Genomic DNA, 27,000 nt, shown 5'->3' with positions numbered 1-27,000 from the left:
CTACTCCACGACCTGTACCGGCAGGCCGCCGATCGCATTGGGCAGCTGGGTGGTGATGACGCGATCACCCGGCTTGAGTGCCGCTGCGCTGACCAGCAGTCGGGGCGCTTGTCCTGCGGGATATTGCTGGCCGATAACCTGTACCTGTACCGCCTGCAGGCGGTTGTCATCGACCAGTCGGTAGAGCCGATCGCTGCCGTACAGTGCCGATGCCGGCAGTGCATAGAGGCCAGACTGCTGTGGCAGTTGCAACCTCAGGTTCAGTGTTTGGCCGGGTACCGGCTGAGCGCTCTGGTCGTTGATACTGAACAGGGCATCGACACCGGCCTGACCGGCATTGATCCGTGCCGCCAGACGGTCAAGCGTCAGGCTGACCGGCTCGCCGTTGATCAGGGCATGGGCCGATAGCCGGGTCGCAGTATCGGCCTGGCCGTTCACGGCCTTGCGCAGGGTCGGCAGCAGCTGTTCCGGGATCTGGGCACGCAGCTGCAACCGGTCGAGGTCATACACGCTCAGCAGGCGGTCGCCGGGGCGAGTGCGATTGCCGACGGCGCTGTCGATACTGACGATACGGGCGTTGAACGGTGCCTGGATGCGGCTGCGGGACAGGTCCAGCTCGGCCGTGTCGACCAGCGCCTGAGCGCGATCCCGTTCGGCATTCAGCTGCGCCAGGCGGTTGGGGTGGTCGGTGATCGACTGCTGGCGCGCACGTATGGCCAACGCCTGCTGGCGGGTGGTCAGGTGGGAGTTGTCGAGCTGCTCCTGGCTGAGCAGTTTGCGTTCATGCAGGCTTGCCGCCCGGCTGACCCGCTGCTCATTCAGGGCTTGCACCTCCTGTTCCAGTTTGAGCGAGCGCAGATCGTTGCGGTGACGGTTGTGTTCGGCGGCGATGCGCGCTTCAACAGCGGCCAACTCGGCCTTTCGCTGGCGGAGCAGCAGCTCGGCTTCGCGCGGGTCCAGCTGCAGCAACAGGCTGCCGCGCTCGGCCCGGTCTCCTTCGCGCACGAAAATCTGCTGGACGTCGGCATTGAGCGCACTGCTCAGTTGAGTCAGCTGCGGGATTTCGAACTGGCCATACAGCTCCAGTTCGGGGGCCACAGTCACCGGCTCAAGCCGGAGGCTGTTGACGTTCCAGCGTTTGATCTGGGCTTCCTGGGCCTCGGGCTGATCTTTGGTCTTGATCAGCACAAAGGTGATCAGTGCCGCTGCCAACAGAATCAGCAGCGGCAGCCAGCGGCCTGGCAATGACAAGCGACGGGGGGTATCACGCATTGATGATCCTTGATCAACGGAGTGAAAGTCGACGGCGCAAGAGGGGCGTTGCAACTGTTACGCCGTATACCCGGGGTTGGATCCATAGTATGAGAAAAGGCTAATGGTATCCACAACCGGTCTGTCGTCAGCACAGGACAGGTGCAATTCTTATCCCCCGTGGGTGAACTGGTATAGACTGACGGCTTATCCACAGCCCCTAGTTCGCATTCATCAGGAGCCACCATGAGTATTTTGACCCGCTGGCCACGCAATCAACTCTGTTTGTCGGCAGAAGAGCGGCAGCAGGCTGTCCAGGCGGTCGAGCAGGCGTTTGCCGCGACCCTGGAGTCACTGAAAGTGGATATCGGTCTCAAGGAGATGTTCGAGGCGATCTACGTGCCCCTGGCTGCCTGGATCCTGGCGCGAAAACGCCAGCAGGAGGGACCGCTGGTACTGGGGATCAATGGTGCCCAGGGGGCCGGCAAGTCGACCCTGTTCAACCTGCTTGAAGTCATTCTGGGCGAGGGCTTTGGTCTGCGGGTCGTCGGTTTCTCCATTGATGACCTCTACAAGACCCGGGCCGATCGCGAGGCGATGGCGGAGGCGATCCACCCGTTGTTCGTGACCCGTGGCGTACCCGGCACCCATGACGTGGAGCTGGGGATGGAAATTCTCGACAGCCTCTGTGCCGACGACCCCGAAAGAATCACCAAGATTCCGGTGTTCGACAAGTCGATCGACGACCGCTGCCCCGACTCCGTGTGGCAGGAGTGGGTCGGCGGTGCCGACCTGATCGTGTTTGAAGGCTGGTGTGTCGGTGGTCAGCCGCAGCCGGATGCATCCCTGGTTGAGCCGGTCAACCGGCTGGAGCGCGAGGAGGATCCGGACGGCATCTGGCGGCGTTACGTCAACGAGCAGCTCAAGGGGCCCTATCACCAGCTGTTTTCTCGCCTGGATGTGTTGCTGATGCTGTGTGTGCCGAGTATGGATGCGGTGTATGAGTGGCGCTCTCTGCAGGAGAAAAAGCTGGCCGAGCGGGTGCAGTATATCTATGACACCCAGCAACCTACAGATCATCTGCGCATCATGAACGAGAGCGAGATTCAGCGTTTCATCCAGCACTATGAACGGCTAACCCGCGCCATGCTGGAGCAGATGCCTGAGCAGGCTGATGTCACCCTGTTCCTCAATGAGAATCACAAGATCGCTGATATCCGCGTGCTCAAGCCATTGCGAGACTGCTGACAGGCGTACCGTGCCGATCTGGCCAGGGCCGGTGACAGTCGGGTCAGATTGGCAGCAGTGTGGTTGAAGCGATGCCGTGCACCACTGTGTTGATGGTGCGGTTGGTCGAGTCGGAAACGATCCGCGCCATCATGTCCTGGTGGGCGATCAGTTTGCCGAGCAGGCGCTCAAAGCTGAGATTGGCCGGGTCGTTGGCGAGCAGAAAGGGGCTTCCATCGGGGTGGCGGTAGGTGTTCAGACGCCAGGCCACGGCTTCCAGATTACGCGCCGAGTTGTACAGTTTCTGCTGGTCCATCTCATTGAGCATGAAGAATTCGTTGCGGTAGCTGTACGAGGCGTGCAGCATGCCGGTGATTCCCACCATCAAGGCAAATACCCGGTCGCCACCGAAAGACGGGTCGAAGGCCAGAGGGACCGCCTTCTCGGCATAGAGGTTGTTGAGCTCGGCATGGGTAATCAGCCGGGGTGTTCCCAGCAGCAGTTCCAGACGGCGCTCGACTGTCATGCCGGGCACTTTGGCAAGTTCACGCGGGTTGCGCTTGTACAGCTTGATGGTCAGTTCGCGGGCCAGTTTGTTGACGGCCTCGACATGCAGGTCGGCGACCATGTCGATCTCCGATTTGGCCAGGTTCTTCAGCTGAAAGGGGCGAGGCTGGCCATTGCTGGCGCAGCCGCCGAGCAGCAGGGTGGTCAAGGTGATCGCCAGAAGTGTACGGCTGGGGCGAACGCAGGCCATCGGGTCGGGCTCCATGAGTCGGTTGAATCGAGAATGCTCCATGCATGATCCGGGGCAGTATAAGGCAGCAACGATGGTTTATAGTAGCGGGCATTTCTAAAAACCTGCTGCGCAACTCAGAGACTGCGTTGCGCGGTGCTCGGAATCCTCATGTATATCCATACACTGCGGTTCCTGCGCGCCGTGCGCCTTGTCTCTGAGTCGCTCGCGACGGTTTTTCGAGGCCCTTTAGCGGCCTGAGTCAATCGGACTGGAGAGAACTATGAGCAATACCTCTGATATCAGTGCCCTGCGTCGTGAATATGTGGCGGCAGGATTGCACCGGCGCGATATGCTCGCCGACCCGCTGGCCCAGTTCCGCGGCTGGATGGACGCCGCACTGGAGGCTCATCCCGACGACGCCACCTCCATGACCCTGGCGACCGCTGATGCCCAAGGCTGGCCGGCTGCGCGTATCGTGCTGCTCAAGCGTTTCGATACGGAGGGATTTTGCTGGTTTACCGATTTCCGCAGTGACAAGGGACAGCAACTGGCGCAGAACCCCAAGGCGGAGCTGATGTTCTACTGGCGCGGTCTGGAGCGTCAGGTGCGCATCCGTGGCCGGGTCGAGCAGTTGCCCTATCGCGACGGCGAAACCTATTTCCACCTGCGCCCCAGGGGCAGCCAGCTCAGCGCGGCCGCCTCGGACCAGAGCCAGGCCATCGATCATCGTGTGACACTGGAGCAGCGCGTGCAGGATCTCGATCAGGCGCATGCCGGCGAGGAGATTCCCTGTCCCGAAACCTGGGGCGGCTATCGCCTGATACCTCACCAGATCGAATTCTGGCAGGGGCGCGAAAACCGCCTGCATGACCGTTTCCGTTACACGCTGGTGGACGGTGACTGGCAGCTGGAACGTCTGCAGCCATAAGGGGCGACTCATGCATATTGGTCAAGACAGTCATGTCTGCTTTCACTACGCCCTGTGCAATGCCGAGGGTGAAATGCTTGATGGCTCGCGTGATGGCGAGCCGTTAACCTATATCCACGGGTACCGTCAGATCATACCGGGGCTGGAACAGGCTTTGGCAGGGCGGAGTGCCGGTGAATGCTTTCAGCAGCGAGTGCCGCCTGAACTGGGCTACGGTGAACGTGATGAAGCCAATATCCTGCTGCTGGAGCGTGAAGCCTTCGCCGAGATATCAGGGTTGAAGTTGGGCCTGTTTTGTCAGATCGAAGATGAGCAGGGAGCGCTGCGGCTGGGTCAGGTCGTGGCACTTGATAACCGGGAAGTCCGGGTCGATACCAACCACCCTTTCGCCGGTCAAGCACTGGACTTTGACATCGAAGTCATCGAAGTGCGTCCGGCAACCCCCGAAGAGCTGGCGCAGCTGTCAGGCAGCTCCACCTAACCTCTGCTCAACCCCTGTCAACAATACCGGGCCTGCCTTGGCGAGCCCGTGGGCTGTCTGAGCCGTGCTGCCCATCCGGTCGGGCTCAGGAAACCTTTTCCCGCCACTGCAGATCGCCGATCTGCACATTCAACCAGGCGAACCCTATTCGCCTGGCTACTGCTGATGCGCCATCCAGGCTTTTGAACTCCCGCTCGCTCTTGGAGCGTTGCAGGTTCAGCGTTACCACTTCCTGATCACGGGTGATGAATTTCAGTGTCCAGCCGCGCGACATCGAGATCGGAATCGCCTGGCAGGATTCAAATACTCCCGCCTTGAATAGCAACTTGATTTCCTTTTCCTGCATCTTCGTTATGCCTGTCTGAATACTCATTTATTTATTCTGATCATTATATAACCAAAAATGAGATATCGCAAAGCGGTTAAGATTGGCTTTTGATTCTAACACTATGAATTTAAAGGGTTTTTATTCCATGATTGCGGTGGCGGAATCTATTCTGCCTTTGACTTCTAACACGTTGTTTTTGAAAGGATAAATGCGAGGTTTTGGATAGATTGTTTTGCTATCAGGATATGCTTTTTAATATCAATAATTTATTTTTGATTGCTCAAAAACAAATTATTACGCATCAAAACAATAAAAAGGGTGCGCGAAGGCCACGGGCGATCAGTAGTCGCTCGGTCACCGCGAGATGAGATTAGAAGGCAGGTGGGTCAGATGGTTGGACACTGTTGATATTGCTGAGTGGAAACCGCCAGGGCAACAAAAAGAAGCAGGAAAGACAGGGCAGGGATACAGGCAGCCGTTGGGCCGCCCGTATCAGGAGAGAGCGATCAGCTGCCGCGCTTGGCGTCCAGGCGTGTCTTGAGTGCGTCTTCGATGACGGCCAGCTTCTGGCGCATCTGTTCAGTTGAGCTGTTGTCTTCATTGGAGGGGGAGTACTGGAACATGTCGAGCATCTCCACCAGGAAGCTTTCTTCATTCATTTTGCTGATCTGTTCGGGCGTCCAGTGTTTGCTTTTGTACATGTGGTGCTCCTTCATCATCGGCATCGATAGTTCAGATATGGCGCAAGTCACCGCTTTTTGCAAGTGGATGAAAAGTGCTCAAGTGGCTGTTCAAAGTGTGAGCAATTTTGCTTGAGCCAAGTCAATAACCCCTAAGCCTTATAGGAGTAATCTGAGTCTAACATTAGAAAATAGTGAAGCAGGTGATTGCGATGTTTGGTATTGATGCGTACAGCTTTGAGACTCTGTGGCCGAGCCTTCTGGGTGTTGCAGGTATGGCAGCAGCCATGATCTGGGCCTTCGTGAAAGTGCGTAAACTGATGAATGAAGACGCACACAAGCATGGCAGGTAAACCACGCGTTAGAGTTGCCTGATTTTTCCCCGACTCGGCAGCCGTTGCATTACTCAAGACCTCCGCAATGACGGGGGTCTTTTGGTTTTGGGCATTCGGTTCGGTGGCCGGAGTTTGCTATGATGGCCCGCTTCGTAAAGCCCGTCATCAACGCTGAACCCCGTTTGTCGAGAGCCCCCCTGTGTCTTCAGCCCGCGCCTACAAGATTCCGTTGAGCGAAGCCGAGGTCGAAACCGAGGTCAAGAGAAGCCGCTTTATTGCCAGCCTGTGTCCGGTTGGTTCAGCGGCCGAGGCCAAGGCGTTCATCGAGCTACAGCGTAGCCGCTTTCCAGGCGCCAACCACCATTGCTGGGCTTTTATCGCTGCCGAACCGCACGCGCTGACCGGGCTGGGCAGCAGCGACGATGGCGAGCCTTCGGGCACGGCCGGGCGGCCGATGCTGGCGGTGCTGACCGGTGCCGAAATCGGCCAGGTCTGTGTTGTGGTAACCCGCTTCTTTGGCGGCACCAAACTGGGTACCGGTGGTCTGGTGCGAGCCTACTCCCAGGCGGTGCGCGCAGTGCTGGAGCAGACCCCGCTGGCGACGCGGGAACCCCAGGCGCACTATCGCCTGACCTACCCCTACAGCCTGACCGCGGCAGTCGATGCCCTGTTGAATGGCTTTGAGGTCAGCCGCAACGATCAGCAGTTTACCGAACAGGTACAACTGGAGCTGTCCCTGCCGCTGGGGCAGGAAGTCGCCTTCGCGGAAGCGCTGGCCGAACAGCTGCACGGCCAGGCCCAGGTTGAACGACTCGATCAAGCCGGTTAACCATTGTGATAGATCCACTCCAGCAGTGACTTTTCGAACACCGTGACCGGTGTCGGACGTGGCATTTTGTCCGGCAGGCTGATGCCGCTCAGCATCAGCACGAATACGTAACGTTCACCCGATGCGGTATTGATATAACCGGCCAGGTTACGGCTGCCGTTGACGGTTCCGCTCTTGGCCTGGATTGCCCCTTTCAGTGGTTCCTTGCGGGTGCTGCGACGATATTTCAGCGTGCCGTTTTCACCCGAAACCGGTAATGCCTGGTAGGTGGTCATCTGGGGGTGTCGAGCCAGCCATTGCAACAGCTGCGCCAGCTGCCCGGCCTGCAGCAGGTTGTCCCGCGACAGCCCTGACCCGTCGGCCAGCTTGGCCAGCTCAAGATCGATTCCGGTATGTGCCCGAATACTGCTTTTCAGCGTGCGTATGCCGCGGGCAAAGCTGCCCGAAGTGTTGTCCACTGTTCCCAGGTTCTTCAGTGTCAGGTCGGCAATCAGGTTGTCGGAATCCTGCAGCATCTCGGTCAGCAGTACCTGTAATGGGGCCGACTGAACCTGTTTCACCTGTTGCCAGTCTGAGGTGTCACGGCGGCCGGTGCGGATGTCGCCGCGCAGGACGATACCCAGGCGATTCAGTTCCTGGCGTACCAGTGCCTTGCCGTGGGCGACGGGGTCATTGATGGCGAAGTTGAGCGGCAGCACTTCGCGTCGATCACTGATGCAGCCGCTCAGGTGGTAGCGGTTTCCCGGGCCCACCAGTGACTCAAGTTCACAGAATTCGGCATCGATACTGTCCTGGTCACGCACGACGACTTCCGAGGTTACCTCGATCGGCTGGTGTGCCGGTACGAAGAAACGGGCAGGAAGGTCCTTGCCCTGATTGGTCAGGCTGGCGGCCACGCAGTTGCCTTCCAGCGTCAGGGCGGCGGCTGGCGCGCTGTAGCAGACGCCGAGGTTGTTCCAGGGCCAGCCGATGGCGCGGTCGTAGCCGCTGAAATGGCTGATATCGAGCAGCAGGTCGCCGTCGATCTCGCGTACCTTGCGCTGGCGTAACTCGCCAAGGAGTTCGGCCAGCTGTTGTCGGTTCAGGTCGGGCGCGCCGCGAAACTCGAGCAGCCAGTCGCCCTGCCAGCGCCCGCCTGCCTGCTCACCGCGCTGCCAGAAACGGGTCTCAAAGCGGTGGTCTATGCCCAGTTCCAGCTCGGCGGCAGTAGCGGTGAACAGCTTGAGCGTACTGGCCGGGGGCAGAAAACGGTCATCGCGGTAGTGGATCTGCAGCGGAGCGTTGGCGCTGAGCGGCTCGACTACCAGTGCGACCTGGCTGCCTGCGGGAGCTTGATCGAGAATTTTTTTCCATTCGGCGGCATGGACAACCGGTGCCAGGATAAGGAGGATAAAAAGTCGCAGCAACATGAGATAACTGTCCCTAGCCGGATTCGGGGAAGGCTCATTGTGCCAGAAGGACTTGCTGACAGGACAGTCTCAATCCGCCATGCCGAGATCGGAGCTCCCATGTGCCCAGACCTGACCCCTAACCCTCTGATACCCGAGTTGTTGGATCTGCTGCGGCAGAATCCGAAAGGGATCAGTGAATTCAGTCTGATGAAAGCTCTTGAACGTCATCAAGCGTTCACCGGCCTGGCCGAGGATTATCAGCTGTGCCTGTTTCAGAAGCACTTCATGATCATGCATGGCTTGTATACGTTGCAGACCCGGCTCTGGTACGAGGAACAACTGAGGGTCGAAATCTCGCCACTGAGCGTGCGTCTCTATACGGAAAGTGTTGAGGTAGTCGTCGAAGAGGCGGGGGTGCCAGGGGCCGGGGACAGCCTGCGTGAGTACTATCTCGACTGGCAGCAACTGAGCAGCACCAGTGCCGAGGATGTGCAGAAACTGCTGCGTGGCTTCTGGGACCAGTGCTTTGATCCCGGGGCGCGGCAGCAGGCCTTGCGGGTGCTGGAACTGGACGAGGGGGCCTCTCAGGAGGCGATCCGTCAGCGCTATCGCCAGCTGGCCGCACGACTGCATCCGGACAAGGGCGGTGACAGTGAAGCCTTTATTGAAGTGCGCCGTGCCTATGAGCTGCTCCGCTCCGGCCAGTGAGTGTCAGCACCGTAAAGAAATGTAAAAGCCGCTGCCGCCAGGGGAACAATCCTCTACCATGGAGGCTCAGAGGACTGATCCACAGGTATCGAGACAGGGAGCTGATGTGCGCGCCTACCTGCTATTGCCACTGCTGGGGCTGCTGACTGCCTGCAGTGCACCACCCGAATTACAAACCCCCACCCCCGAGCTGCCGTCGGCCTGGCAGGTTGCGACCGATGCTGCCGAATTGTCGCCCAGCTGGCTGGTGGGGCTGAATGACTCTGCCCTGAGCGAGCTGGTCGATGAGGCGGTGTTGCGCAACCCGTCCCTGGCGGCGCAGCGTCAGCAGTGGCTGGCGGCGCAGCAGCGGGTGCACAGTACCGGGGCTGATCGTTATCCTCAGCTGTCGCTGGAGCTGGGCAGTCGCCGACAGGAAGGTGCCGAGCGCAGTGACTCGCTGGAGCTGTCACTGGGCTGGACGCTGGATATCTGGGGCAAGCTCAGTGCTGACCAGAGGGAGGCCGAGCTGAACCGTGCTGCGGCTGAAGCCGCCTATGTGGAGCAGCGTGAAGCGCTGGCAGCGAGCTTGGCGCAGAACTGGTTTGCGCTGCAGGAGGCGCGCCTGCTACTGGAACTCTACAGCCAGCGCCGTGACAACCTGCAGCAGAACCTGGAGATCATCGAGTCCGGTTATCGCCAGGGCCTGAACGAGGCGCTGGATCTTTACCTCGCCCGCAACAACCTGCATGCCGAAGCCGCCCGTGTCGAACAGCAGCAGCAGTCGCTGAGCGAACTGCAGCGGGAGCTGGAGCGACAGTTGGGGCGCTATCCCTCGGCGATGCTGACCACCGCTGCGGCGCTGCCGCTGATCGAAACTGTCATTCCCGCTGGGCAGCCGGCCGATATCCTGACCCGCCGGCCGGATCTGCAGCAGCAGTGGCTGGCGCTGCTGGCAGCCGATGCGGCGCTGGCATCCGCGCATCGGGACCGTTTCCCCTCGCTCAGTCTCAATGCGGCCTATGGCGGCAGCAGCGATGCACTCAGTGACCTGCTGTCCAGCGGCAACCTGACCTGGAGCCTGGGGGCCTCGCTGGTACAGAGCCTGTTCGATGCCGGACGCAAGGCGGCGGTGCAGGAGCAGGCGCTGGCGCTGCGGCGTGAGCAGGAACAGCGCTGGCTGGATGCCCTGTTCAGCGCCTTTGCCGAGGTCGAAAACGCCCTGTCGGCCCGGCAGAGTTTGCAGGCGCGATATGCGCTCTACCTGAAAGCAGAACAGAATGCGCTCAATGCCGAGACGCTGGCATTCGAGCAGTATCAGCACGGTCTGGAAAACTACACCACCGTGCTTGAAGCCCAGCGTCGTTCGCTGGATGCGCAGACCAGTGTGATCAATCTGCGCCGACAATTACTGGATAACCGGATTGAGCTGCACCGGGCTCTGGGCGGGCGCTTCCGGGCGTCGTCCCCGAATCAGTCCCAGCAGACACAGGAGTTGGATACCCCATGATCAAGCGGATACTGCCCTTTATCGTCATCGCCGTGCTGGGCGCGATCAGCTGGGTGATCGTCCAGAACCCGCCCGAGGTGAAACGGGGTGCACCGCCCCAGGCCAGCCGGATCAGTGTCGAGACACAGACGCTGAGCCTGGCGCCGTTCAAGATTCAGGTGAAAAGTTACGGCCGGGTCAAGCCGCGGACCCAGAGTACCCTGCTGCCACAGGTGTCCGGCCAGATTGTCTGGCTCAACCCGGACTTCCGTGCCGGGGGCTTCTTTGAGCAGGGTGAAGAACTGATTCGTCTCGATGGCCGCGACTATAAGGCTGAGGTTAGCCAGGCAGAGGCCGCACTTATGAGTGCCCGCCAGACCCTGGCCGAAGAGCGCGCCCGCAGTGCTCAAGCCGCCGCCGACTGGAAACGGCTCGGTAACCCCGGCGAGGCACCGCCATTGGTGCTGCGCAAGCCGCAACTGAATGCCGCCAAGGCCTCCGTTGCCTCCGCTGAGGCCGCACTGGCCGTTGCCGAACTCAACCTTGAGCGCACCCGTATTCGTGCGCCCTATGCTGGCCGCGTGCTGGATAACGAGGTCGACCTGGGGCAGGTGGTGTCCAGCGGTACCACGCTGGGACAGATCTATGCCGTGGATGTGCTGGAAGTGCGTCTGCCGCTGCAGGATCGGGATCTGGCCTATCTGCGCCTGCCCGAAGAGTACCGGGTTGAAGGGGGCGAGCCGTTCCAGCCAAAAGTGGAGATTCGTTCCGACCTGATCCGGCCGGAGCGCTGGCAGGGACGGATCGTGCAGACCGAGGGCGCGATCGACGAAACCAGCCGTCAGTTGCACGTGCTGGCGCAGATCGATGACCCTTATGGCGAAAAGGCGGTGGATCGGGTGCCACTCAAGGTGGGCCAGTATGTCACCGCGTTGATCGAGGGGATCGAGGTCGAGAATGCGCTGCTGATCCCGAACAAGGCAATCTATCAGGGCAGCTACGTCTATGTGGTCGAAGCCGGGGCCTTGCAGCGGCGCGAGATTGAGATCGCCTGGCAGGACGAGACTCAGGCGCTGATCAAGGCCGGACTCGAACCCGGCGAGCAGCTGGTGCTAACTTCGCTGGGACAGGTGGTCTCGGGCACCCAGGTGCGGATAAAGGGCGGCGAAACAACGACTGTCGAAGCGGATGATAATGGCAATGTAACCGGCAATGTCCCCTCCGAACGCGGCAAGGCTGGCTCCGAATTCGGCAAGCCTGAGGGTGACCGCTCATGATCGCCTGGTTTGCCCGCAACCATGTGGCCGCCAACCTGTTGATGGTGACCATCCTGTTCACCGGGTTGATGTCGCTGAAGGTCAATATCCCGCTGGAGATCTTCCCCAGTTTCGAGTCCGACACCATCAGTGTGCAGATCAGCCTGCGTGGCGCGACCCCCGAGGATGCCGAGCTGAGCCTGGCGACCCGTGTCGAAGAGGCGGTCAGTGACCTGGAAGGTGTCGAGGAGCTGCGCAGCCGCTCGGTCGAGGGGGGCACCACCGTCACCATCGAGGTGGACAGTGGCTATGATCCGCGCGAGATGCTCGCCGATGTAAAGTCGCGGGTCGACGAGATCGGCACCTTCCCGGCGGAGGCCGAAGCGCCGGTGATCGCGCTGGCCACACGCAAGCGTGAGGTAATCAGCGCCGCAGTCTCAGGCAACCTGTCCGAACGTGAACTGCGCAGCTACGCCGAGCAGGTACGCGACGACTTGTTGCAGCTGGACGGGGTGACTCAGGTGGAGCTGGGCGGGGTACGCAATTACGAGATTGCCATCGAGCTGTCCCAGGACCGGCTGCGCGCCTATGATCTGACTCTCCAGGAAGTGGCCGACCGCATCGCGGCCAGCTCACTGGACCTGTCGGCGGGCAATATCCGCACCGACGGTGGCGACATCCTGATTCGCTCCAAGGGGCAGGCCTACAGCCGCGACCAGTTCGAGCCCGTGGTGATCAAGACCCACCCGGATGGCAGCCTGCTGCGCCTTGGCGATCTGGCCGAGGTTACCGATGGCTTTGAGGAGAGTGCGCTGCGTACCCGCTTCAATGGTGTGCCGGCGGCGATGATCGAGGTCTATCGCGTCGGTGATCAGAGCGCCATCGCCGTGGCCGACGCGGTCAAGGATTACATTGCCCGCCAGCAGCCGAACCTGCCGCAGGGGCTCAAACTGAGCTACTGGGACGATGATTCCGAGATCGTCAAAAGCCGTATCAACACGCTGCTGACCAACGCGCTGCAGGGTGGTGTGCTGGTGCTGCTGCTGTTGACCCTGTTCCTGCGCCCGTCGATCGCCTTCTGGGTGTTCATCGGCATTCCGGTCAGTTTCATGGGCGCCTTCCTGGTGATGCCGATCTTCGGCGTGACGCTGAATATTCTTTCCCTGTTTGGCTTTATCCTGGTGCTCGGCATCGTGGTCGATGATGCCATTGTCACCGGCGAGAATATCTACAGTCACCTGCGTGGTGCCGAGTCCGGCCTGCAGGCTTCCATTCGCGGGACTCAGGAGGTGGCCGTGCCGGTGACCTTTGGCGTGCTGACTACGGTGGCCGCCTTCCTGCCGATCGGCTTTATCGAGGGTGCGCGCGGGGCGTTGTTTGCCCAGATTCCGGTGGTAGTGATCCCGGTGCTGCTGTTCTCGCTGGTCGAGTCCAAGTTTGTGCTGCCGGCTCATCTCAAACACCTGAAACTGCGCCACGAGAACGTGGAAAAGCAGGGACGTCTGGCCAAATTCCAGCAGGGCTTCGCCGACGGCTTCGAGCGGGTGATCCTGCGCTATTACCGGCCTCTGCTGGAAACGGCGGTGCATCACCGCCTGACTACCCTGGCGCTGTTTGCAGGCGTGTTTATTCTGATCCTGGCGATGATCATGAGTGGCTGGACCCGCTTCGTGTTTTTCCCGCGGGTGCAGAGTGATACCGCTCGTGCCTCGCTGACCATGCCCAGTGGCACGCCATTCGAGGTGACCGACCGTTATATTCTCCGCATGGTGGAAGCGGCTCGAGAGCTGCAGGAGCAGTATCGTGATCCGGCCACCGGTGACAGTGCCATTCTCAACATCTACTCCACCTCCGGTACCGGCGGCAGTACCGAGGAAGGGCAGGTGAGATTCGAGTTGCTGCCCTCCGAACAGCGTGACGAAAGCATCAGTACGCGCAAGATCGTGCAGCAGTGGCGTGAGCGGATCGGCCTTATACCCGGTGCTGAAACGCTGACGTTCAGGGCCGAGATCGGTCGTGCCAGCGATCCCGTGGATGTGCAGCTGCGTTCCAGTCGAGTGACGGATCTGGAAGCGATGGCCGCTGAGGTCAAAACGCGGCTGGAAACCTATCCGACCCTGTTCGACATCACTGACAACCTGTCTGACGGCAAGGAGGAGCTGCAGCTGGAGCTGACCGAGCAGGCCCACCTGCTGGGGCTGACCCGCAGCGACATCATCCGCCAGGTACGGCAGAAGTTCTTCGGTATTGAAGTGCAGCGGGTACAGCGAGGCCGTGACGATGTGCGTGTCATGGTGCGCCTGCCGCTGGATGAGCGCCAGGCGATCTCCGGGCTGCGTGATGTGCTGATCAGCACCAGTCAGGGACAGGTGCCGCTGGATGCGCTGGCGCGCCTGGTGCCGGGGCAGAGCGCGGCGGCGATCTACCGAGTCGACCAGCAGCGCACCGTCAGTGTGGTGGCCGACATGGACAAGCAGAACACCAATACCACGGTGCTCAACCGTGACCTGGAGCAGTTCCTGTCCGAGCTGGTGCGCCAGTACCCGGGCGCGTCCTTCAGGCTGGAAGGGGAGGCGCGGGAGCAGCGCGAATCCTTCACGTCGATGCTGCTGGGGCTGGGCTTCGTGTTCTTCGTCATCTACAGCCTGTTGGCGATCCCCTTCCGCTCCTATCTGCAGCCGCTGATCGTGATGTCGGTGATTCCCTTCGGGGCGATCGGCGCCATCGTCGGTCACTGGATCATGGGAATGGACCTGACCATCATGAGCCTGCTCGGTCTGATGGCGCTGATTGGGGTCGTGGTCAACGACAGCCTGGTGCTGGTGGACTTCACCAACAAGCGGTGCCGTGAGCTGCAGGAGGCAGGTGAACACTCACATTTCGAGGCCACCCGCCAGGCGGTGCTGGTCTCGGGCGTAGCCCGTTTCCGGCCGGTGATGCTGACCTCGCTGACCACCTTCATTGGCTTGATGCCGCTGCTGTTCGAGAAGGCAGTACAGGCGCAGTTCCTGATCCCGATGGCGGTTTCCCTCGGCTTTGGCATCATCTTCGCCACCCTGGTGACGCTGATCATGGTGCCGGTCAACTTCATGCTGCTGGAAGATTTGCGCCGGCTAGGCCGACGCTTATTTGGCGATAAAGAGCCTGGAGACAAAGAGCTTGGCGATAAAGAGCCGGGCCGAACCGAGCCTCAGAGTGTTCACTGAGACCTAGCCGGTGGCTGCCCCGGAGTTTTCTGCCGGGGCGCGGCCATTCTTCGGCGTGAACCGCTGGTGCAGCCATGCCAGTGCCAGCAGCGCCAGGCCCAGCCCCATGAACGAGGCCACGCGCCACAGGCCGGTCAGGTCGGACATATCGACCAGGAACAGCTTGGCGACCACCACCAGCAGCAGCGCCATGCCGCCGCGATAGAGCGAGGCCTGCTGCAGCCAGTTGCCGCCGAGCAGCGCGCCGGAAGCGATGACCAGCCACACCGCCGAATAGGTATACAGCTCGCCATCCGGGGTCGGGTTGGCCAGGCTCAGTTCCCCCTGCCACAAATGGCGAATCTCCAGCGAGATGAACAGCAGCCAGTTCAGTCCGGCCAGCATCGCCGCACGCCTGCCCAGCACACCCGGCAGTAGCCGCCAGAGCACCAGCAGCAGCAGGCTCGGCAGGCCGTAGCTGAGTAGCAGCAGGTTCCACAGTGGTGTCGGACTGATCTCGGTCGCGTGCCAAAGCGGGTTATACCAGAGCACCACCAGGAGCAGATAGTTGCCCGTGGCCGCCAGCAGGTGCAGGGTGGCGATCACCTGATAGAAGCGCTTCAGGTACTCGCTGAGGCGGGCGCGCCACAGATAGACACAACCGGCTGTACCCCAGATCAGGGTGTTGAGGCTGGCTTCGAGGAAGCTGTATTCATGGCGGAAGATATCGCCGTCATAGAGCCAGTAGCGCACTTCAGCCGCCAGCGTCAGTACCAGCAGGTGGGCCCCTGCGCCCTGCAGCCAGGCCGTCATCTTCCGATTCTGGCGCAGAATCCAGGCACCGGCAAAGGCGCAGAGGGTAGCGCCGCCGTAGGTCCACAGCGACCAGTGGCTGCCGCTGTCATAGGTGAGCAGCCAGGGGTTGAAGGTCAGCCGGCAGATCACCACCGCCAGCACCAGGCGTATCACCCAGGGCAGCAGCTGCAGCTGGTAACGCTGTTGCAGCAGCGACAGGGTGATCAGCTGCAGGGCGAAGGCCAGCGTCAGCGTGGCATCCATCAGCCAGATCACTGCCGCCAGTGACAGACCCAGATGGGCACTGCTGATCAGCAGTGCCCGCACCAGATCGCTGCTCAGGCGGCTATCGGTGTGCTGCAGCGCCATTTTCGACAGCGCCAGGTAGACCAGACCGAGAATCAGGGCGGCACCACCCCAGGCCCAGTCGGCGGTGAAAGCGGTGAACAGGTAGTAGCCCAGCGCCAGCATCAGCAAGGGCGTGAAGCAGCCCAGGCCGACCCAGAAGCCGGGATATTCCACCCGCCGCTGCAGCAGCCAGGCGGCGCCGGCGGTGTAGAGGATGGTCAGCATCACGAAGCGGGATACCAGCGCCGCCTGCGTAACCGCGTCAGGTGGGGTGAAGAGCAACTGGTCGCCCAGATAGCTTAGCATCGGCATGACCACTGCCAAGGCGGTCGCAACCAGCATCAGTGCCGGCAAGGGGTTCAGGATGGGGCGTCGGCTGGCGGCGAGTAACAACAACGCCGGCAACAGCAGCAACGTCGGGTAGCCACTGGCCGACACCGTTTCGACCGCGAGGGTGTAGCCCTGGGCCAGTACGATCAACAGCAGGGTCGGGATCGCAGGCCAGTGGCGGGCCGCTCGCACCTGTTTCAGTAACTGCAGCCAGTGTTCAGCCGGTTCGTCGCGGCGTTGCAGCAACCAGTCGTATCCGGGCACGACGAGGAACATGTATGCCAGGGCCAGCAGATAGAGCGAGCGCACGCCATCGGCCGGATGAGTGCCCAGACTCAATACCCACCAGGCCAGGCTGCCGATAATGACGCCCAGCCAGAGCCAGAGCCGCTCCACATAGGCCAGAAGCCAGAGTGAGAACAGCGTCAGTATGCCGATATAGACCAGCGCCAGCTCGATCTGGCCGGAGCCTGTGCTGACCAGTATGGGCACCAGGTAACCGCCCAGCATGCCCAGCGCGGCCAGCACAGGACCATGTCTGAGGGCCAGTGCCAGGGTGGCAAAGGAGACCAGCGCCATGGCCGCAAAGATAAGCCCCGGCGAGATGCCGGTAAGCAGTTTGAAGGCGGCAAAAAGCGCGGCATAGAGGATGATGCTGGCACCACCGGCCAGGGCGGCGAAGACATCGTGCTGACCACGACTGCGACGCAGCCATTCAGCAACCCCGTGCAGGCCGACGCCGGCGATCAACGACAGAATGACCCGCGCCTCAGGGCCAAGCAGTCCCTGCTCGATGGAGTAGTGCACCATGAATACCCCGGCCAGGCCGACGCAGATGCCGCCCAGCCAGATCATCCAGTTGGCTTTGAGGTTGGCAGTGAGGCGATCGAAGAATCCAGCGGGCTCTCGGGTTACAGGAGGCGGTTGATAAGCGGGCGGTGCCTGTTCCGTCATTGAGGGCTCGACAGGCTCGGGCTCCACTCCCCAGGCCGCATCGGCCGCCGCCCGTTCGGGAATCTCGGCTTCAGGTATGGTTGCTTCGGGGGCTCGGTCGGGACTGGCGGCTACAGGTGGCTCGGTCTTGGGTTCAGCCTGTGCAGTGGCCTGATCCTGTGGACCGGGCACCGCCGTGGCGGCCGTTGCCCGGTCGGCGGCCGATTGTGAGGGGCGCTGTTCCAGCTCGTAGACACGGGCCTGCAGCTGAGTGATGTGTTCACGCAGGTGGCGGGTGACCACCCAGGCGCGTATGCCGACACACGCCCCGAAAAACAGAAACAGGGGCAGGGCCACTAACAGCAGCCAGAGCTCATCCATAATCCACCTCGTCGAAATCCATCTTGCCGCCGATCGAACTGGCAGTCATATGGCTTTGACTATACTGCAAGAGGCTCCCGTACAGAAAGACAAGAGCTGAAGGTGACGCATGATCAACCCTGTCTTGCCCCAGGTACTGAGCGAACTGCGCCAGCACCCGGAAGGGGTCAGTGAGTATTACCTGATGCGGACACTGGACCGGCAGCATGCATTTGACGAGCTGGATGCCGATGGCCTGCTTGCGCTGTTTCGCAAGCATTTCATCATCATGAATGCCCTCTATGATCTGCAGGACATTCTCTGGGAAGAAGAGGGGCGGGTACTGAATATCTCGCCCATGCATATCGAGCTGCACAAGTCCCGTGACAAGGACGACCGTGTCGAACCCAACCCTCTGCTCAGCGAGTACTACCTCGACTGGCACAACTTTGAGCAGACCACCGCCGATGATGTGGTGGCGCTGATGGAGATCGTCACCGGCCCTCGTCACTGAGGGCCGGCCATTTGCGGCGGAATCAATCCTCGACCCGGCCACTTTCGATCCGCTTGCGGTAGAGGGCCTGCAATTTGTACAGGTCCTGCTGCAGTTCGAAGAACCCGTGCCAGTGAGCATAATCGGGTCCTGCCATCATGGCGCCATGACGTGCTCGGCGTCCCTCGTGATGCCAGAGATGGTAGAAAGTGATCTGGAATTCATCGGTCCAGGGGTTGTCCTTCAGCAGTCCCTTTTGTTCCAGCTCGTCGCGCATCCTGCGTGCCGGATCGTAATATTCCACGTTGTACAGCTGGACCGCCTTGTCGCCCTGCTGGAAAAAACCTTCGGTATGTGAGGTACCATGACAGGCCTTGCACACGGCCTTCATTTCGGTCCGTCCCTGGTTGCCATTGCCCAGCAATGGGCTGAGCACATCGGTTGAGTTGCGCACCTCGGAACGTTCGGCCCAGAGGTTCCAGTACAGACGCTGACTGATGTTGTGGGTCGGTGCCAGGCTGCCAACACCACTCATGTGACAGGTGGCGCAGGTCGGCGCGCGATAGTCCCCGGGCTCCCAGCCATCCGCCGGCGCATTCCAGTTCCACTCATGGCCTTCGGCAGCATAAACCTGGCCGTGTTTGCTGTTCTCGAACACCTCTATGTCCGGGTGATCCGGCCCCAGGTGGCAGCTGGCGCAGGCCTGTGGCTTGCGTGCTTCGGCGATAGAAAACCGGTGGCGGGTGTGGCAGGTGCCGCAGTTGCCGGTAGAGCCGTCCGGGTAGATATTTCCCATACCGGAATTGGGCCAGGTGCTCGGATCGGGCTTACCGTCGGCCAGCAGCTTGATCTCGGTACCGTGGCACTGCATGCAGCCGGTTTCGTCCGGAGCATTACCCAGCTTTGGATTGTCACGGCCTTCATGAAACTTCACCAGCGCATGCAGGCTGTTTTTGGGAATGATCTGGCGGTAAGCGCGGAAATGTCCGCTGTGATTGAACTCCTGCTGTTCCTGGGCGTGACAGCGGCCACAGGTATCCGGAGATACCAGCGGCGATATATAAACGTTTTCCAGCCCCTCCTGATTATGCAGCTGGGCATCGGGTTCGCCCTTGCTGGCCGCGTGACAGTCGTTGCAGCCCACACCCACATGACTGTGGCGACTGTTTTTCCAGTCGGCCACCACGCCAGGCTGTTCCTGCTGGTGGCAGCTGACGCACTGCCTGTCCAGTTCGCTCAGACTGCGACTGAAGGCAAGAGACTTGATGCTCGGGTTGATCTCGGTGCCCGTGGCGGCCTGTACGTTCAAGGGTAGCAGCAGGAGCAGCAAAAGCCGGCAGAAAAACTGAACCATGATCGATCTCCTTATTCGGATATGGCCGCCGTCGACGGAGGGGGGAGGTCCCGAATCAGGTCAGTATGTCCGACCGCATGGCAGTCGATACAGCTGTCCTGAATCGTCCCGAGAAAATAGGGTTTGTGAGCGACGAACTGAGCGTGGTCCAGCTCCGAGCCTGACTGCAGGTTGTTGTGGCATTTGAGGCAGCCGGAGTCATAGACGAATTCGTTGGCGCGGGCGCGCTTGGCATGCCAGTCCACATCCTCGGCCCCCAGCACGAACTCCTTCCAGACGTCCCAGGCACCGTTGCGGGCTTTCATCCACAGATAGTTGACGGTGCTGTCATGGGGCAGATGGCAGTCGGTACAGAGCGCCTGAATGCCGCTGGTAGAGCGGCCACCATGAGGATCACGCAGAAAGGAAGCCTGCATGGGTTTCATGCTGTGGCAGCTGCCACAGAATTGCTGGGTTGAAGTCAGGTGCAGTGCCTGGTCGGTCAGGCCCCAGCCGGCGATGATTGCCAAACCCAAGATAGCCAGCACCAGCAGCGTCTTGATCCAGAACATGGTCGTATATCCCTAAATGACGCGCTTATCTGATTATGTAAAGCAGCTTAGAACATGGCTGAGTGTTTTCCAGTGCCTGACTTGCCAAAGGTCAGTATGACGGTCAGACTTCGAACACTGAGTTTGTCGAATTGATCAGGGACGGACGCTTATGACAGGGATGAAACGAGGATTGATGATGGCGCTGTTGCTGCTGGCCAGCAGCGGGGGGCAGGCATCTGAACGGGACGGTTTTCTGCAACACCAGTATCGCAGTCAGTGCCTGGCTTTCGCGGAGGACCCGGCGGGCTTTCGGCAGCACCTGACGGCCGGAGCGCTGCCTCAGGTACCCGATGCGCTGGTACGCCAGTTGCTGATGGGGCAGGACCATGCCCAGGGGTGGGCGCTGGCCTATCAGGGGCGACGCGAATACGTGCTGGTACTGTCGCAAGACGAGCAGCGCTGCGCCATAATTGCGCGCTACGCTGATGCCGGGCACACCCTGGACTGGTTCGAACAGCTGGTGGCGACTCCGCCGCTCGGCTATACGGTTGAGCGCCTTATGCCGACTGAAGGGGATCGGCGCCATGCGGGTGATGCCCAGGTACGGCGCTGGGTCTGGCATGGCCCCGACCGGGTGCTGGAACACAGCCTTATGGCTTCGGAAAATGACGATGTACCAATACAGGCGATACTGTCGCTGACGCTGATGATGAAGATTGAGTAATGAACAAGACCCGCGTGACACGATTGATGGCGTGCCTGCTGCCGTTGCTGGTATTGCTGCCCATTTCCGCTCAGGCTGACGAGCGAGCAGCCTTCCTGCAGAAGGTCTACCTGTCTTTTTGCATGAAGCACTTTGATGATTACGGTGCGCTGCGCAAGGAGCTGATTGCCCAGCAGCTGCCCAAGCTGCCGCCGCAGCAGGCACAGCATTTCCTGCAGGGACGTGAAGGGGACGCCTGGCCGGTCCCTTATCAGGGGCAGTTTGGCCAGTATGTTCTGGTCCTGCCTGAAGGGGACAACCTCTGTGCCGTCATGGCGCGCCGCAGTGATGCAGCCGCGGCTCGACAGTGGTTCACCGAGCTTGCGGGCAATGCGCCGACGCCACTGCAGACCACCAAACTGAGTGAACAGGCGACACAGACGCCCCTGAGCGGGGAAGCACTGACCGAGTCCTGGCAGTGGGCCACCGAGCATGCCCCGCGTCGTCTGCTGTTGATCCTGACGACGGCCAAGGACCCCGAGGCCGCGATTCAGGCGATGGTATCACTGAGCCTGAGTGAGCGCTGAGCGCGGCATGTTGAGACTTTCCAATGCGGTATCTCTGGCGGATGACGAGATTGAACTGACCGCCATTCGGGCTCAGGGCGCCGGCGGTCAGAACGTCAACAAGGTATCGTCGGCGATCCACCTGCGTTTCGATATCCGTGCGTCTTCCCTTCCCGAGTTCTACAAGGAACGGTTGCTGGCGCTCAGCGACAGTCGCGTTACGCGTGATGGCGTGATCGTGATCAAGGCGCAGCAGTACCGTACCCAGGAGCAGAATCGCGAGGATGCACTGAATCGGCTGGTTGAGCTGATTCGCAACGCGGTCAAGGTGGAGAAGGCGCGCCGGCCCACCAAACCCACGCGCAGCTCCCAGCGCAAGCGGCTGGATAAAAAGAAGCAGCGTGGCAACGTCAAGTCGATGCGGGGCAAGGTACAGCCCTAAGTCGCGCTTCTCTCTGGCGAAGGATGGCCCGCCAGCTGGTGCGCCAGTTCAACAATGGACTGGCGTGCCTGTGACAGAGACTGCGCGTGGCGCTCATCGGCAAACTCCTGGTACTCGGAACGGATTTTGTGGACGCTGTCGACGCCCAGATAGTGGCTCAGTGTTTCTATGTGTGGTCCCAGATGGTTCATGTGGGCACGTATGCCATTCGGCTCAAAGCCAAACTCGCCCGATGACGTGAGCAGCACCAGTGTCTTGCCTCTGAACAGGGGCGCAAGCGGGAAGTCGCCTCGCGCCAGATCGAAACTGAAGGTCTTGTTGATGCGAATGACCTGATCAAACCAGGCCTTCAGAACGGCCGGCATCCCGTAGTTGTACATCGGGGCCGTTATCAACAGCAGGTCGGCCTGTTCCAGCTCATCAATGAGCACATCTGACAGTCTGAGCAGCGCTTGTTGCTGGGTGTTGCGTTCGGATTCAGGTGTAAAGACCGCCGCTATCCAGTCCTGAGTGATGAAATCAGGTGGATTGAGCCCAAGATCACGGTGTATAACGTTTCCCTGATGATTCAGATTCATCCAAGTGTCGACGAAAAGATGGCCGAGCTGCTTGGAGATCGAGTTATGTCCAGGATGTTCGTTATCGGTGCGACGCACACTGGAATCGATATGAAGCAGGGTTTTCATAGTCTTTACGGGTTCCATGGCTACTTGTTGAATCCCCTATTCTCGAAATCCGAGAGCCTTTGACAAAAGGAATGATTTTTCCTATAGGTGAGTTTGATTCATCTATAGGAGTAGGCCGTGTTTGCCCGCTTGCCCTCCCTGAGCAGCCTGCGCACCTTCGAGGCGGCGGCTCGACTGCTCAGCTTCAAGTCCGCCGCTCATGAACTCAATGTGTCGCCCACCGCGGTATCCCATCAAATCAGGGCGCTGGAAGATCGTCTGCAACTGTGCCTGTTTGAACGCCGCACCCGCTCGGTCGAGCTCACTCCGGAGGGCGAACGTCTGGCCGCGGCTGCGCACAAGGCGATGCACGAGCTGAATGAGACGGTCAATGAGCTGACACGACAGGCGAACCAGCTGACGGTGGGCACGACCGCCTCGTTCGCGGCCCTGTGGCTGGTACCCAAGCTGCATCTGTTTCAGCAGCAATACCCGGGAGTTGAACTGAACATCCAGGCCGAAGACCAGCTGCGCGATGTCGAGCAGGATCGCCGGGTGGATATGGTGATTCGCTATGGTTGCTGCCCGCAGGCCAATGCCGAAGCCTCACTGTTGGGGCAGGAAGCCCTGGGGCTGTTTGCTACGCCGGCATACTGGCAGCAACTGAGCGTGCATTCGAACCCGAGTGTTCTGGTAACGTCCTGGAAAAACCCCCGGCTGCCCAGGCCGAATGTACAAGCCTGGCTACAAACGATCGAACAGATGCCATCGGCAGCTCAGATCCGCAGTTTTGATGATGAGAACCAGGTCATTCAGGCCGCTTTGGCAGGGCAGGGAATTGCGCTGGTGAGTCGGCTGCTGGTGGCGCTGCCGTTGCATAACGGCTGGTTGACTGCGGAACCCTGGAAAGGAGTGGATAATCTGAGAGGCCTGGATTACTACACTCTGATTCCGGAACGCAGTGCTTCGCGTTCAACGGTGCGACAGTTCGCATCCTGGCTTGATGCCACGCTCAAGTCCGGGCTCTACCCCCGGCATGAAACGCAAAATTGATTATAAAATTTGATATAAATCTGCTGATTTTTACCGTTCTTAATCAGCCCTTACGATACGACAATTACAGTCATCGATAGATTGAATTGCGCAGAGCGCAACGGGAGACTAGCCATGACTGAACGTACCATCAAACGCCGTATTCCCGCCCGTGAAAGCCGTGATGGCGCCGGTGTGCGCCTGCTGCGCAGTCTGGGCCGCTCGGCGCAGCACCGGATCGACCCCTTCCTGATGCTGGACAGCTTTTTCTCCGATAACCCGGATGACTATATAGCCGGCTTTCCGGCCCATCCGCACCGCGGCTTCGAGACCGTCACTTACATGCTGGACGGTCGCATGCGCCACCGTGACCACCTGGGTAACGAGGCGGTGCTGGAGAGTGGTGGCGTGCAGTGGATGACGGCCGGTCGAGGCGTCATCCATGAAGAGATGCCGGAGCAGGCGGAAGGGCTGATGCGCGGCTTCCAGCTCTGGGTCAATCTGCCTGCTGCCGAGAAAATGACACCGGCGAAATACCAGGAGTTTGCGGCCGACGAGATTGTGCAGATCGAAGAGGCGACCAGCGGTGCACGGCTCAAGTTGATCGCCGGCGAGATCGAACTGAACGGCCAGCATCATGCGGGGCCGGTCAGCGGCATCAGCCGGGATCCGCTGATGCTGGATCTGCAGCTTCCGCCGCATGCCCGCCTGGATCTGCCGCTTGAGGGTAATCGAGCCGGGTTCATCTATCTGTTCGAAGGTGAGGGGCAACTGGGCCAGGAGAGGCTCCGGCTCAATGAGGCCGCCGGGTTGTCCACAGGCAACAGGCTTGTCCTGAGTACCGGTGACCAGGGGGCACGCATGCTGATTCTGGCCGCCGAGCCGATCGGCGAACCCATCGCCCAGTATGGTCCTTTCGTCATGAATACGGTGGCGGAAGTGGATCAGGCGATCGAGGACTACCAGCAGGGCCGGCTGGTCTGATCAGCAGGGCTGGGCAGGCACCGATACTAAGCCTTATTGGGTGGCTGCCGATGATTTCAGCCCAGCGCTCAGAGCGGGCGGTGCTATCCGCCCTCGAGTCTTGATCAGCGCTTTGATTTCTTTTTCGGCTTCAGCTGCTCGATCCAGCTCGGGTTCAGCGAGGTCTGTTCCGGGTCCATCCCTTGAGCCAGCAACCGGTCCAGGTGAACGCGGCTTTCCTGTTGCAGGTCGCTCAGTTCACTCTGGTTGTTTTCCAGCCGGTACATCTGCTCCAGGCCCAGATGGTAGAAACGCATCACTTTCAGGGCGGTGGGGTTGTCCTGCTCAACGCCGTCTTTCACCGCATGCAGGATATTGGTCACGCTCATCAGGCTGCGCTTGAGCTGCCAGCCGTAGCGGGCCGAGTCCATCCATGGCTGGTGCCAGTAGTAGAGCCTGAATACCGCGGTGGTGGCGATGACCCCCGCCACGACGCCGGCCAGGTTCCAGATGAAATTGCCGCCGTCAGGGCTGCCGAAAATCCGCACGCTCGCTGTTGCCAGCGACATGGCCAGCACGGCAAAGGTTGCCATCAAAATCAGGTTGCTCTTGCGGGTCTCCTGGCGGTACTGCTCGGGATCACGGGGTTCCAGGGTGAAAATATCCGACATGGAAGTCTCTCGTCAGCGGGGGGAGCGCTGAGGTTAGCAGTAATCGCCAGGAGGGCAAAACGAAATGGGGGAGCGGTGCTAAGCTGTTAACGTCCGACAAATTGAATACAGGGGGAAGTATGTGGTCTGAATCCGATTTGCAACATCTGCGACGTGCAGTTGATCTGGCTGAGCAGGCGCTGGACGCGGGTGACGCCCCCTTCGGTTCGGTACTGGTAGCAGCGGATGGTCAGGTGCTGGCGGAAGACCGCAACCGCATTGCTGCCACCGGCGACAACACCCGTCACCCCGAGTTTGAGCTGGCACGCTGGGCTGCTGAACACCTGACGCCCGAGCAGCGGGCGACGGCGACGGTCTACACGTCCGGCGAGCACTGCCCCATGTGTGCGGCTGCTCATGGCTGGGTGGGGCTGGGGCGTATTGTCTATGCCAGTTCGTGCCAGCAGCTGGCTCGCTGGTTGGAGGAAATGGGCGTAGCGGCCTCGCCGGTCAAGGCGCTGCCGATTCGAGATGTGGTACCGGGGGTGCAGGTGGAAGGGCCGGTACCGGAGTTGATCGACCGGGTGCGTGAACTGCATAGGCGGCGCCATGCGCCCGGTGGCTGACGGGGCCAGGCGCAGGGCTGGCCGGTAGCGGGCAAGTCCCGAGGACAACCCCTCTCCCGGCCCCGAGCCGATTACTGGCCGCCCCGGTACATCCGGCGCTGCATCTGCCACAGCTGCTGGCGTTGCTCATCGGTCAACACCTCGTCCATCTCCTGCTGCAGTTTCAGCCGCTGCTCCATCATCTCCAGCTGGTCCTTTTGCATCTCGCGATGGGCGTCCAGAATCTTGTCATTGTCCGGCTTGCCCTCCCGCCAGAGCGTTTGCATCTCTTCGTGGTGTTCCCGCATCTCCTTCATGTGTTCCTGCTGCAGCTGCCAGAGTTTCTCGCGAATAGCGTTCATCTTTTTCTGCTGGCTCTCGTCCAGCTGCAGGCCATAGCCGGGACCACCCTGAAGTCCATCCATCATCGGGCAGGGCATCATCCCCATGCCGCCCATTCCCATTCCGCCCATCATGGGACCGCCGTGCATCATGCCCATCCCCATGCCGTATCCCATCATGGGGCCGCTCATGCCATAACCCATCATGGGTCCATAGCCGTACATCATCCCGGGGCCCATGCCCATGCCCTGGCCCTGCATCTGTGCGGGCATGTTTTCGGAATTGCCCTGCATCATGTGCTGGTGCGCACTGGCGGGAACTGCAAGGGCCAGCCCCAGCAGGGCGGGTAACATAGACCGGGTAAGCCGTGATCTGATCATGTTGGATCCTCCAGACTTGAAGACTCGAACAGAGTCGGTGCCTCAAGCGTGGCACAGGATGGGCAGATGGCAAGAAAGGTCACACCATGAGTTGTGCCTGATCAAACCTGAATGCGCTTGTGGCGTCCAAGCAGTAAGAGGCATGATTGAACTTGACTGATGAGCCACAGCAGAGCTGACCTGGAGATAGCCCATGTTGGTAACCATCGCCCGCTATACCTATCCCTACGAAGCCCAGATTGCCCGCGCCCTGCTGGACAGTGAGGGCATTGAGGCTTTTGTGGCCGATGAGCAGACCATCAACATGCAGTGGCTCTATTCGGATGCGCTGGGTGGTGTGCGTCTGCAGGTTGCTGCCGAGGATGCCGAGCTGGCATTGCGTATTCTGCAGGAGGACCGGGAAACGCCCCTGTTGGAGCAGGAGGGGGAAGAGCGCACCCCGTGTCCGGTGTGTGGCAGCTGCAATACCGAATATCACCAGATCGGTCGTCGCTGGGCGTTTCTGGTGTTCCTGGCGATCGATTTCCCCCTTTTCCGGGTGCGGGACGGAGTGCGCTGCCGGGCCTGTGGCGCTATCACCGAGTTGCCGTCGTCATAGGCGGCCACTGCAATTTGCTGCTCTTTGTGGCATAATCCCGGGCCATAAAGCGTCATCCGTCGGTCAGGTTATCCACAGCCGGCCCCGCCTTGCACTTTCAAA

The 27,000-nt window shown here is 60.5% G+C and carries 28 protein-coding genes; 17 read left to right on the top strand and 11 right to left on the bottom strand.

Going from position 1 to position 27,000, the window contains the following annotated elements; genetic code table 11:
• A complete protein-coding gene (locus ABD013_RS11530; protein ID WP_343806031.1) occupies positions 1–1,272 on the bottom strand; it encodes an efflux RND transporter periplasmic adaptor subunit in 1,272 nt (423 codons plus the stop codon).
• Between the two features lie 225 nt (positions 1,273–1,497).
• Between ABD013_RS11530 and ABD013_RS11525 the strand changes: the two genes are divergently transcribed.
• Positions 1,498–2,499 (top strand): hypothetical protein, encoded by a 1,002-nt coding sequence (locus ABD013_RS11525; protein ID WP_343806029.1) that lies wholly within the window; start codon positions 1,498–1,500, stop codon positions 2,497–2,499.
• A gap of 43 nt (positions 2,500–2,542) precedes the next feature.
• Here the strand turns inward: ABD013_RS11525 and ABD013_RS11520 are convergent, their stop codons facing one another.
• On the bottom strand, positions 2,543–3,277 hold the full coding sequence (locus ABD013_RS11520) for a hypothetical protein (protein WP_343806027.1): 735 nt from the start codon (positions 3,275–3,277) through the stop codon (positions 2,543–2,545).
• Between the two features lie 220 nt (positions 3,278–3,497).
• On the opposite strand from ABD013_RS11520, the gene pdxH reads away from it, so the two are divergent.
• Positions 3,498–4,145: a pyridoxamine 5'-phosphate oxidase gene (gene pdxH, locus ABD013_RS11515; protein ID WP_343806025.1), complete on the top strand. Its 648-nt coding sequence runs from the start codon at positions 3,498–3,500 to the stop codon at positions 4,143–4,145.
• Positions 4,146–4,155: 10 nt separating this feature from the next.
• Entirely contained in the window at positions 4,156–4,626 is a 471-nt protein-coding gene (locus tag ABD013_RS11510; RefSeq protein WP_343806023.1) for an FKBP-type peptidyl-prolyl cis-trans isomerase, read from the top strand.
• An 85-nt stretch (positions 4,627–4,711) separates the two neighbouring features.
• On the opposite strand, the gene ABD013_RS11505 is transcribed toward ABD013_RS11510, so the two are convergent.
• Positions 4,712–4,999, bottom strand: coding sequence for a hypothetical protein (locus ABD013_RS11505; RefSeq protein WP_343806021.1), 288 nt, complete (start codon positions 4,997–4,999; stop codon positions 4,712–4,714).
• Between the two features lie 461 nt (positions 5,000–5,460).
• Positions 5,461–5,655 carry a hypothetical protein gene (locus ABD013_RS11500; RefSeq protein ID WP_343806019.1) on the bottom strand — a complete coding sequence of 65 codons (195 nt, stop codon included), beginning with the start codon at positions 5,653–5,655 and terminating at the stop codon, positions 5,461–5,463.
• Between the two features lie 191 nt (positions 5,656–5,846).
• Between ABD013_RS11500 and ABD013_RS11495 the strand changes: the two genes are divergently transcribed.
• Together ABD013_RS11495 and ABD013_RS11490 are read left to right on the top strand one after the other, a co-directional pair.
• Complete coding sequence (locus tag ABD013_RS11495) at positions 5,847–5,987, top strand: hypothetical protein (protein WP_343806016.1); 141 nt, start codon at positions 5,847–5,849, stop codon at positions 5,985–5,987.
• Between the two features lie 181 nt (positions 5,988–6,168).
• The gene (locus ABD013_RS11490) at positions 6,169–6,798 is read left to right on the top strand and encodes a YigZ family protein (RefSeq protein ID WP_343806014.1); all 630 of its coding nucleotides are present in this window, start codon (positions 6,169–6,171) and stop codon (positions 6,796–6,798) included.
• Here ABD013_RS11490 and dacB read toward each other — a convergent pair.
• Positions 6,795–8,207, bottom strand: coding sequence for a D-alanyl-D-alanine carboxypeptidase/D-alanyl-D-alanine endopeptidase (gene dacB / locus ABD013_RS11485; RefSeq protein WP_343806012.1), 1,413 nt, complete (start codon positions 8,205–8,207; stop codon positions 6,795–6,797). The two genes, ABD013_RS11490 and dacB, sit on opposite strands and share 4 nt — an antisense overlap.
• 99 nt (positions 8,208–8,306) lie before the next feature.
• On the opposite strand from dacB, the gene ABD013_RS11480 reads away from it, so the two are divergent.
• The 4 genes from ABD013_RS11480 (at position 8,307) to ABD013_RS11465 (ending at position 14,827) form a co-directional block, all read left to right on the top strand.
• Complete coding sequence (locus ABD013_RS11480; RefSeq protein WP_343806010.1) at positions 8,307–8,897, top strand: DNA-J related domain-containing protein; 591 nt, start codon at positions 8,307–8,309, stop codon at positions 8,895–8,897.
• Between the two features lie 106 nt (positions 8,898–9,003).
• Positions 9,004–10,386 (top strand): efflux transporter outer membrane subunit, encoded by a 1,383-nt coding sequence (locus tag ABD013_RS11475; protein WP_343806008.1) that lies wholly within the window; start codon positions 9,004–9,006, stop codon positions 10,384–10,386.
• The gene (locus tag ABD013_RS11470; protein ID WP_343806006.1) at positions 10,383–11,642 is read left to right on the top strand and encodes an efflux RND transporter periplasmic adaptor subunit; all 1,260 of its coding nucleotides are present in this window, start codon (positions 10,383–10,385) and stop codon (positions 11,640–11,642) included. The genes ABD013_RS11475 and ABD013_RS11470 overlap by 4 nt, the downstream gene beginning before the upstream one ends.
• Entirely contained in the window at positions 11,639–14,827 is a 3,189-nt protein-coding gene (locus tag ABD013_RS11465) for an efflux RND transporter permease subunit (protein ID WP_343806004.1), read from the top strand. The genes ABD013_RS11470 and ABD013_RS11465 overlap by 4 nt, the downstream gene beginning before the upstream one ends.
• 3 nt (positions 14,828–14,830) lie before the next feature.
• On the opposite strand, the gene ABD013_RS11460 is transcribed toward ABD013_RS11465, so the two are convergent.
• Positions 14,831–17,593 (bottom strand): DUF2339 domain-containing protein, encoded by a 2,763-nt coding sequence (locus tag ABD013_RS11460; protein ID WP_343806002.1) that lies wholly within the window; start codon positions 17,591–17,593, stop codon positions 14,831–14,833.
• A gap of 109 nt (positions 17,594–17,702) precedes the next feature.
• Between ABD013_RS11460 and ABD013_RS11455 the strand changes: the two genes are divergently transcribed.
• The gene (locus ABD013_RS11455; protein WP_343806000.1) at positions 17,703–18,086 is read left to right on the top strand and encodes a DNA-J related domain-containing protein; all 384 of its coding nucleotides are present in this window, start codon (positions 17,703–17,705) and stop codon (positions 18,084–18,086) included.
• Between the two features lie 22 nt (positions 18,087–18,108).
• On the opposite strand, the gene ABD013_RS11450 is transcribed toward ABD013_RS11455, so the two are convergent.
• A complete protein-coding gene (locus ABD013_RS11450; protein ID WP_343805998.1) occupies positions 18,109–19,419 on the bottom strand; it encodes a multiheme c-type cytochrome in 1,311 nt (436 codons plus the stop codon).
• An 11-nt stretch (positions 19,420–19,430) separates the two neighbouring features.
• Positions 19,431–19,970, bottom strand: coding sequence for a cytochrome c3 family protein (locus ABD013_RS11445; protein ID WP_343805996.1), 540 nt, complete (start codon positions 19,968–19,970; stop codon positions 19,431–19,433).
• A gap of 151 nt (positions 19,971–20,121) precedes the next feature.
• On the opposite strand from ABD013_RS11445, the gene ABD013_RS11440 reads away from it, so the two are divergent.
• The 3 genes from ABD013_RS11440 to arfB are packed head-to-tail and all read left to right on the top strand — an operon-like array spanning position 20,122 to position 21,663.
• On the top strand, positions 20,122–20,676 hold the full coding sequence (locus ABD013_RS11440; protein ID WP_343805994.1) for an NMCC_0638 family (lipo)protein: 555 nt from the start codon (positions 20,122–20,124) through the stop codon (positions 20,674–20,676).
• On the top strand, positions 20,676–21,242 hold the full coding sequence (locus ABD013_RS11435) for an NMCC_0638 family (lipo)protein (RefSeq protein ID WP_343805992.1): 567 nt from the start codon (positions 20,676–20,678) through the stop codon (positions 21,240–21,242). Before ABD013_RS11440 ends, ABD013_RS11435 begins: the two co-directional genes overlap by 1 nt.
• 7 nt (positions 21,243–21,249) lie before the next feature.
• Complete coding sequence (arfB, locus tag ABD013_RS11430; RefSeq protein WP_343805990.1) at positions 21,250–21,663, top strand: alternative ribosome rescue aminoacyl-tRNA hydrolase ArfB; 414 nt, start codon at positions 21,250–21,252, stop codon at positions 21,661–21,663.
• Here the strand turns inward: arfB and ABD013_RS11425 are convergent.
• Positions 21,660–22,349, bottom strand: a complete 690-nt coding sequence (locus tag ABD013_RS11425; protein ID WP_343805988.1) for an FMN-dependent NADH-azoreductase — start codon at positions 22,347–22,349, stop codon at positions 21,660–21,662. The genes arfB and ABD013_RS11425 overlap by 4 nt on opposite strands.
• Positions 22,350–22,466: 117 nt before the next feature.
• Between ABD013_RS11425 and ABD013_RS11420 the strand changes: the two genes are divergently transcribed.
• Together ABD013_RS11420 and ABD013_RS11415 are read left to right on the top strand one after the other, a co-directional pair.
• Positions 22,467–23,381 (top strand): LysR substrate-binding domain-containing protein, encoded by a 915-nt coding sequence (locus tag ABD013_RS11420; protein ID WP_343805986.1) that lies wholly within the window; start codon positions 22,467–22,469, stop codon positions 23,379–23,381.
• Positions 23,382–23,495: 114 nt separating this feature from the next.
• Entirely contained in the window at positions 23,496–24,344 is an 849-nt protein-coding gene (locus tag ABD013_RS11415; protein WP_343805984.1) for a pirin family protein, read from the top strand.
• Positions 24,345–24,448: 104 nt separating this feature from the next.
• Here the strand turns inward: ABD013_RS11415 and ABD013_RS11410 are convergent, their stop codons facing one another.
• Entirely contained in the window at positions 24,449–24,994 is a 546-nt protein-coding gene (locus ABD013_RS11410) for a DUF3087 family protein (protein ID WP_343805982.1), read from the bottom strand.
• Between the two features lie 119 nt (positions 24,995–25,113).
• Between ABD013_RS11410 and ABD013_RS11405 the strand changes: the two genes are divergently transcribed.
• Positions 25,114–25,599, top strand: coding sequence for a nucleoside deaminase (locus ABD013_RS11405; protein WP_343805980.1), 486 nt, complete (start codon positions 25,114–25,116; stop codon positions 25,597–25,599).
• Positions 25,600–25,670: 71 nt separating this feature from the next.
• Here ABD013_RS11405 and ABD013_RS11400 read toward each other — a convergent pair whose 3' ends face one another.
• Positions 25,671–26,300, bottom strand: a complete 630-nt coding sequence (locus ABD013_RS11400) for a Spy/CpxP family protein refolding chaperone (protein ID WP_343805978.1) — start codon at positions 26,298–26,300, stop codon at positions 25,671–25,673.
• 193 nt (positions 26,301–26,493) lie between these two features.
• Here ABD013_RS11400 and ABD013_RS11395 point away from each other — a divergent pair, with 193 nt between their 5' ends.
• Positions 26,494–26,898 carry a putative signal transducing protein gene (locus tag ABD013_RS11395; protein ID WP_343805976.1) on the top strand — a complete coding sequence of 135 codons (405 nt, stop codon included), beginning with the start codon at positions 26,494–26,496 and terminating at the stop codon, positions 26,896–26,898.
• The last annotated feature ends 102 nt before the right edge of the window (positions 26,899–27,000 follow it).

Source organism: Marinobacterium maritimum (genome assembly GCF_039523155.1).
GTDB lineage: Bacteria > Pseudomonadota > Gammaproteobacteria > Pseudomonadales > Balneatricaceae > Marinobacterium > Marinobacterium maritimum.
This window is presented reverse-complemented; position numbering and strand designations above follow the sequence as displayed.

What these genes read in the sequence shown, in the direction of transcription:
- ABD013_RS11530 (WP_343806031.1), bottom strand. Translation starts at nt 1,272, where the DNA reads ATGCGTGATACCCCCCGTCGCTTGTCATTGCCAGGCCGCTGGCTGCCG.
- ABD013_RS11525 (WP_343806029.1), top strand. Translation starts at nt 1,498, where the DNA reads ATGAGTATTTTGACCCGCTGGCCACGCAATCAACTCTGTTTGTCGGCA.
- ABD013_RS11520 (WP_343806027.1), bottom strand. Translation starts at nt 3,277, where the DNA reads ATGGAGCATTCTCGATTCAACCGACTCATGGAGCCCGACCCGATGGCC.
- pdxH (WP_343806025.1), top strand. Translation starts at nt 3,498, where the DNA reads ATGAGCAATACCTCTGATATCAGTGCCCTGCGTCGTGAATATGTGGCG.
- ABD013_RS11510 (WP_343806023.1), top strand. Translation starts at nt 4,156, where the DNA reads ATGCATATTGGTCAAGACAGTCATGTCTGCTTTCACTACGCCCTGTGC.
- ABD013_RS11505 (WP_343806021.1), bottom strand. Translation starts at nt 4,999, where the DNA reads ATGAGTATTCAGACAGGCATAACGAAGATGCAGGAAAAGGAAATCAAG.
- ABD013_RS11500 (WP_343806019.1), bottom strand. Translation starts at nt 5,655, where the DNA reads ATGTACAAAAGCAAACACTGGACGCCCGAACAGATCAGCAAAATGAAT.
- ABD013_RS11495 (WP_343806016.1), top strand. Translation starts at nt 5,847, where the DNA reads ATGTTTGGTATTGATGCGTACAGCTTTGAGACTCTGTGGCCGAGCCTT.
- dacB (WP_343806012.1), bottom strand. Translation starts at nt 8,207, where the DNA reads ATGTTGCTGCGACTTTTTATCCTCCTTATCCTGGCACCGGTTGTCCAT.
- ABD013_RS11480 (WP_343806010.1), top strand. Translation starts at nt 8,307, where the DNA reads ATGTGCCCAGACCTGACCCCTAACCCTCTGATACCCGAGTTGTTGGAT.
- ABD013_RS11470 (WP_343806006.1), top strand. Translation starts at nt 10,383, where the DNA reads ATGATCAAGCGGATACTGCCCTTTATCGTCATCGCCGTGCTGGGCGCG.
- ABD013_RS11465 (WP_343806004.1), top strand. Translation starts at nt 11,639, where the DNA reads ATGATCGCCTGGTTTGCCCGCAACCATGTGGCCGCCAACCTGTTGATG.
- ABD013_RS11460 (WP_343806002.1), bottom strand. Translation starts at nt 17,593, where the DNA reads ATGGATGAGCTCTGGCTGCTGTTAGTGGCCCTGCCCCTGTTTCTGTTT.
- ABD013_RS11455 (WP_343806000.1), top strand. Translation starts at nt 17,703, where the DNA reads ATGATCAACCCTGTCTTGCCCCAGGTACTGAGCGAACTGCGCCAGCAC.
- ABD013_RS11450 (WP_343805998.1), bottom strand. Translation starts at nt 19,419, where the DNA reads ATGGTTCAGTTTTTCTGCCGGCTTTTGCTGCTCCTGCTGCTACCCTTG.
- ABD013_RS11445 (WP_343805996.1), bottom strand. Translation starts at nt 19,970, where the DNA reads ATGTTCTGGATCAAGACGCTGCTGGTGCTGGCTATCTTGGGTTTGGCA.
- ABD013_RS11440 (WP_343805994.1), top strand. Translation starts at nt 20,122, where the DNA reads ATGACAGGGATGAAACGAGGATTGATGATGGCGCTGTTGCTGCTGGCC.
- ABD013_RS11435 (WP_343805992.1), top strand. Translation starts at nt 20,676, where the DNA reads ATGAACAAGACCCGCGTGACACGATTGATGGCGTGCCTGCTGCCGTTG.
- arfB (WP_343805990.1), top strand. Translation starts at nt 21,250, where the DNA reads ATGTTGAGACTTTCCAATGCGGTATCTCTGGCGGATGACGAGATTGAA.
- ABD013_RS11425 (WP_343805988.1), bottom strand. Translation starts at nt 22,349, where the DNA reads ATGAAAACCCTGCTTCATATCGATTCCAGTGTGCGTCGCACCGATAAC.
- ABD013_RS11415 (WP_343805984.1), top strand. Translation starts at nt 23,496, where the DNA reads ATGACTGAACGTACCATCAAACGCCGTATTCCCGCCCGTGAAAGCCGT.
- ABD013_RS11410 (WP_343805982.1), bottom strand. Translation starts at nt 24,994, where the DNA reads ATGTCGGATATTTTCACCCTGGAACCCCGTGATCCCGAGCAGTACCGC.
- ABD013_RS11405 (WP_343805980.1), top strand. Translation starts at nt 25,114, where the DNA reads ATGTGGTCTGAATCCGATTTGCAACATCTGCGACGTGCAGTTGATCTG.
- ABD013_RS11400 (WP_343805978.1), bottom strand. Translation starts at nt 26,300, where the DNA reads ATGATCAGATCACGGCTTACCCGGTCTATGTTACCCGCCCTGCTGGGG.
- ABD013_RS11395 (WP_343805976.1), top strand. Translation starts at nt 26,494, where the DNA reads ATGTTGGTAACCATCGCCCGCTATACCTATCCCTACGAAGCCCAGATT.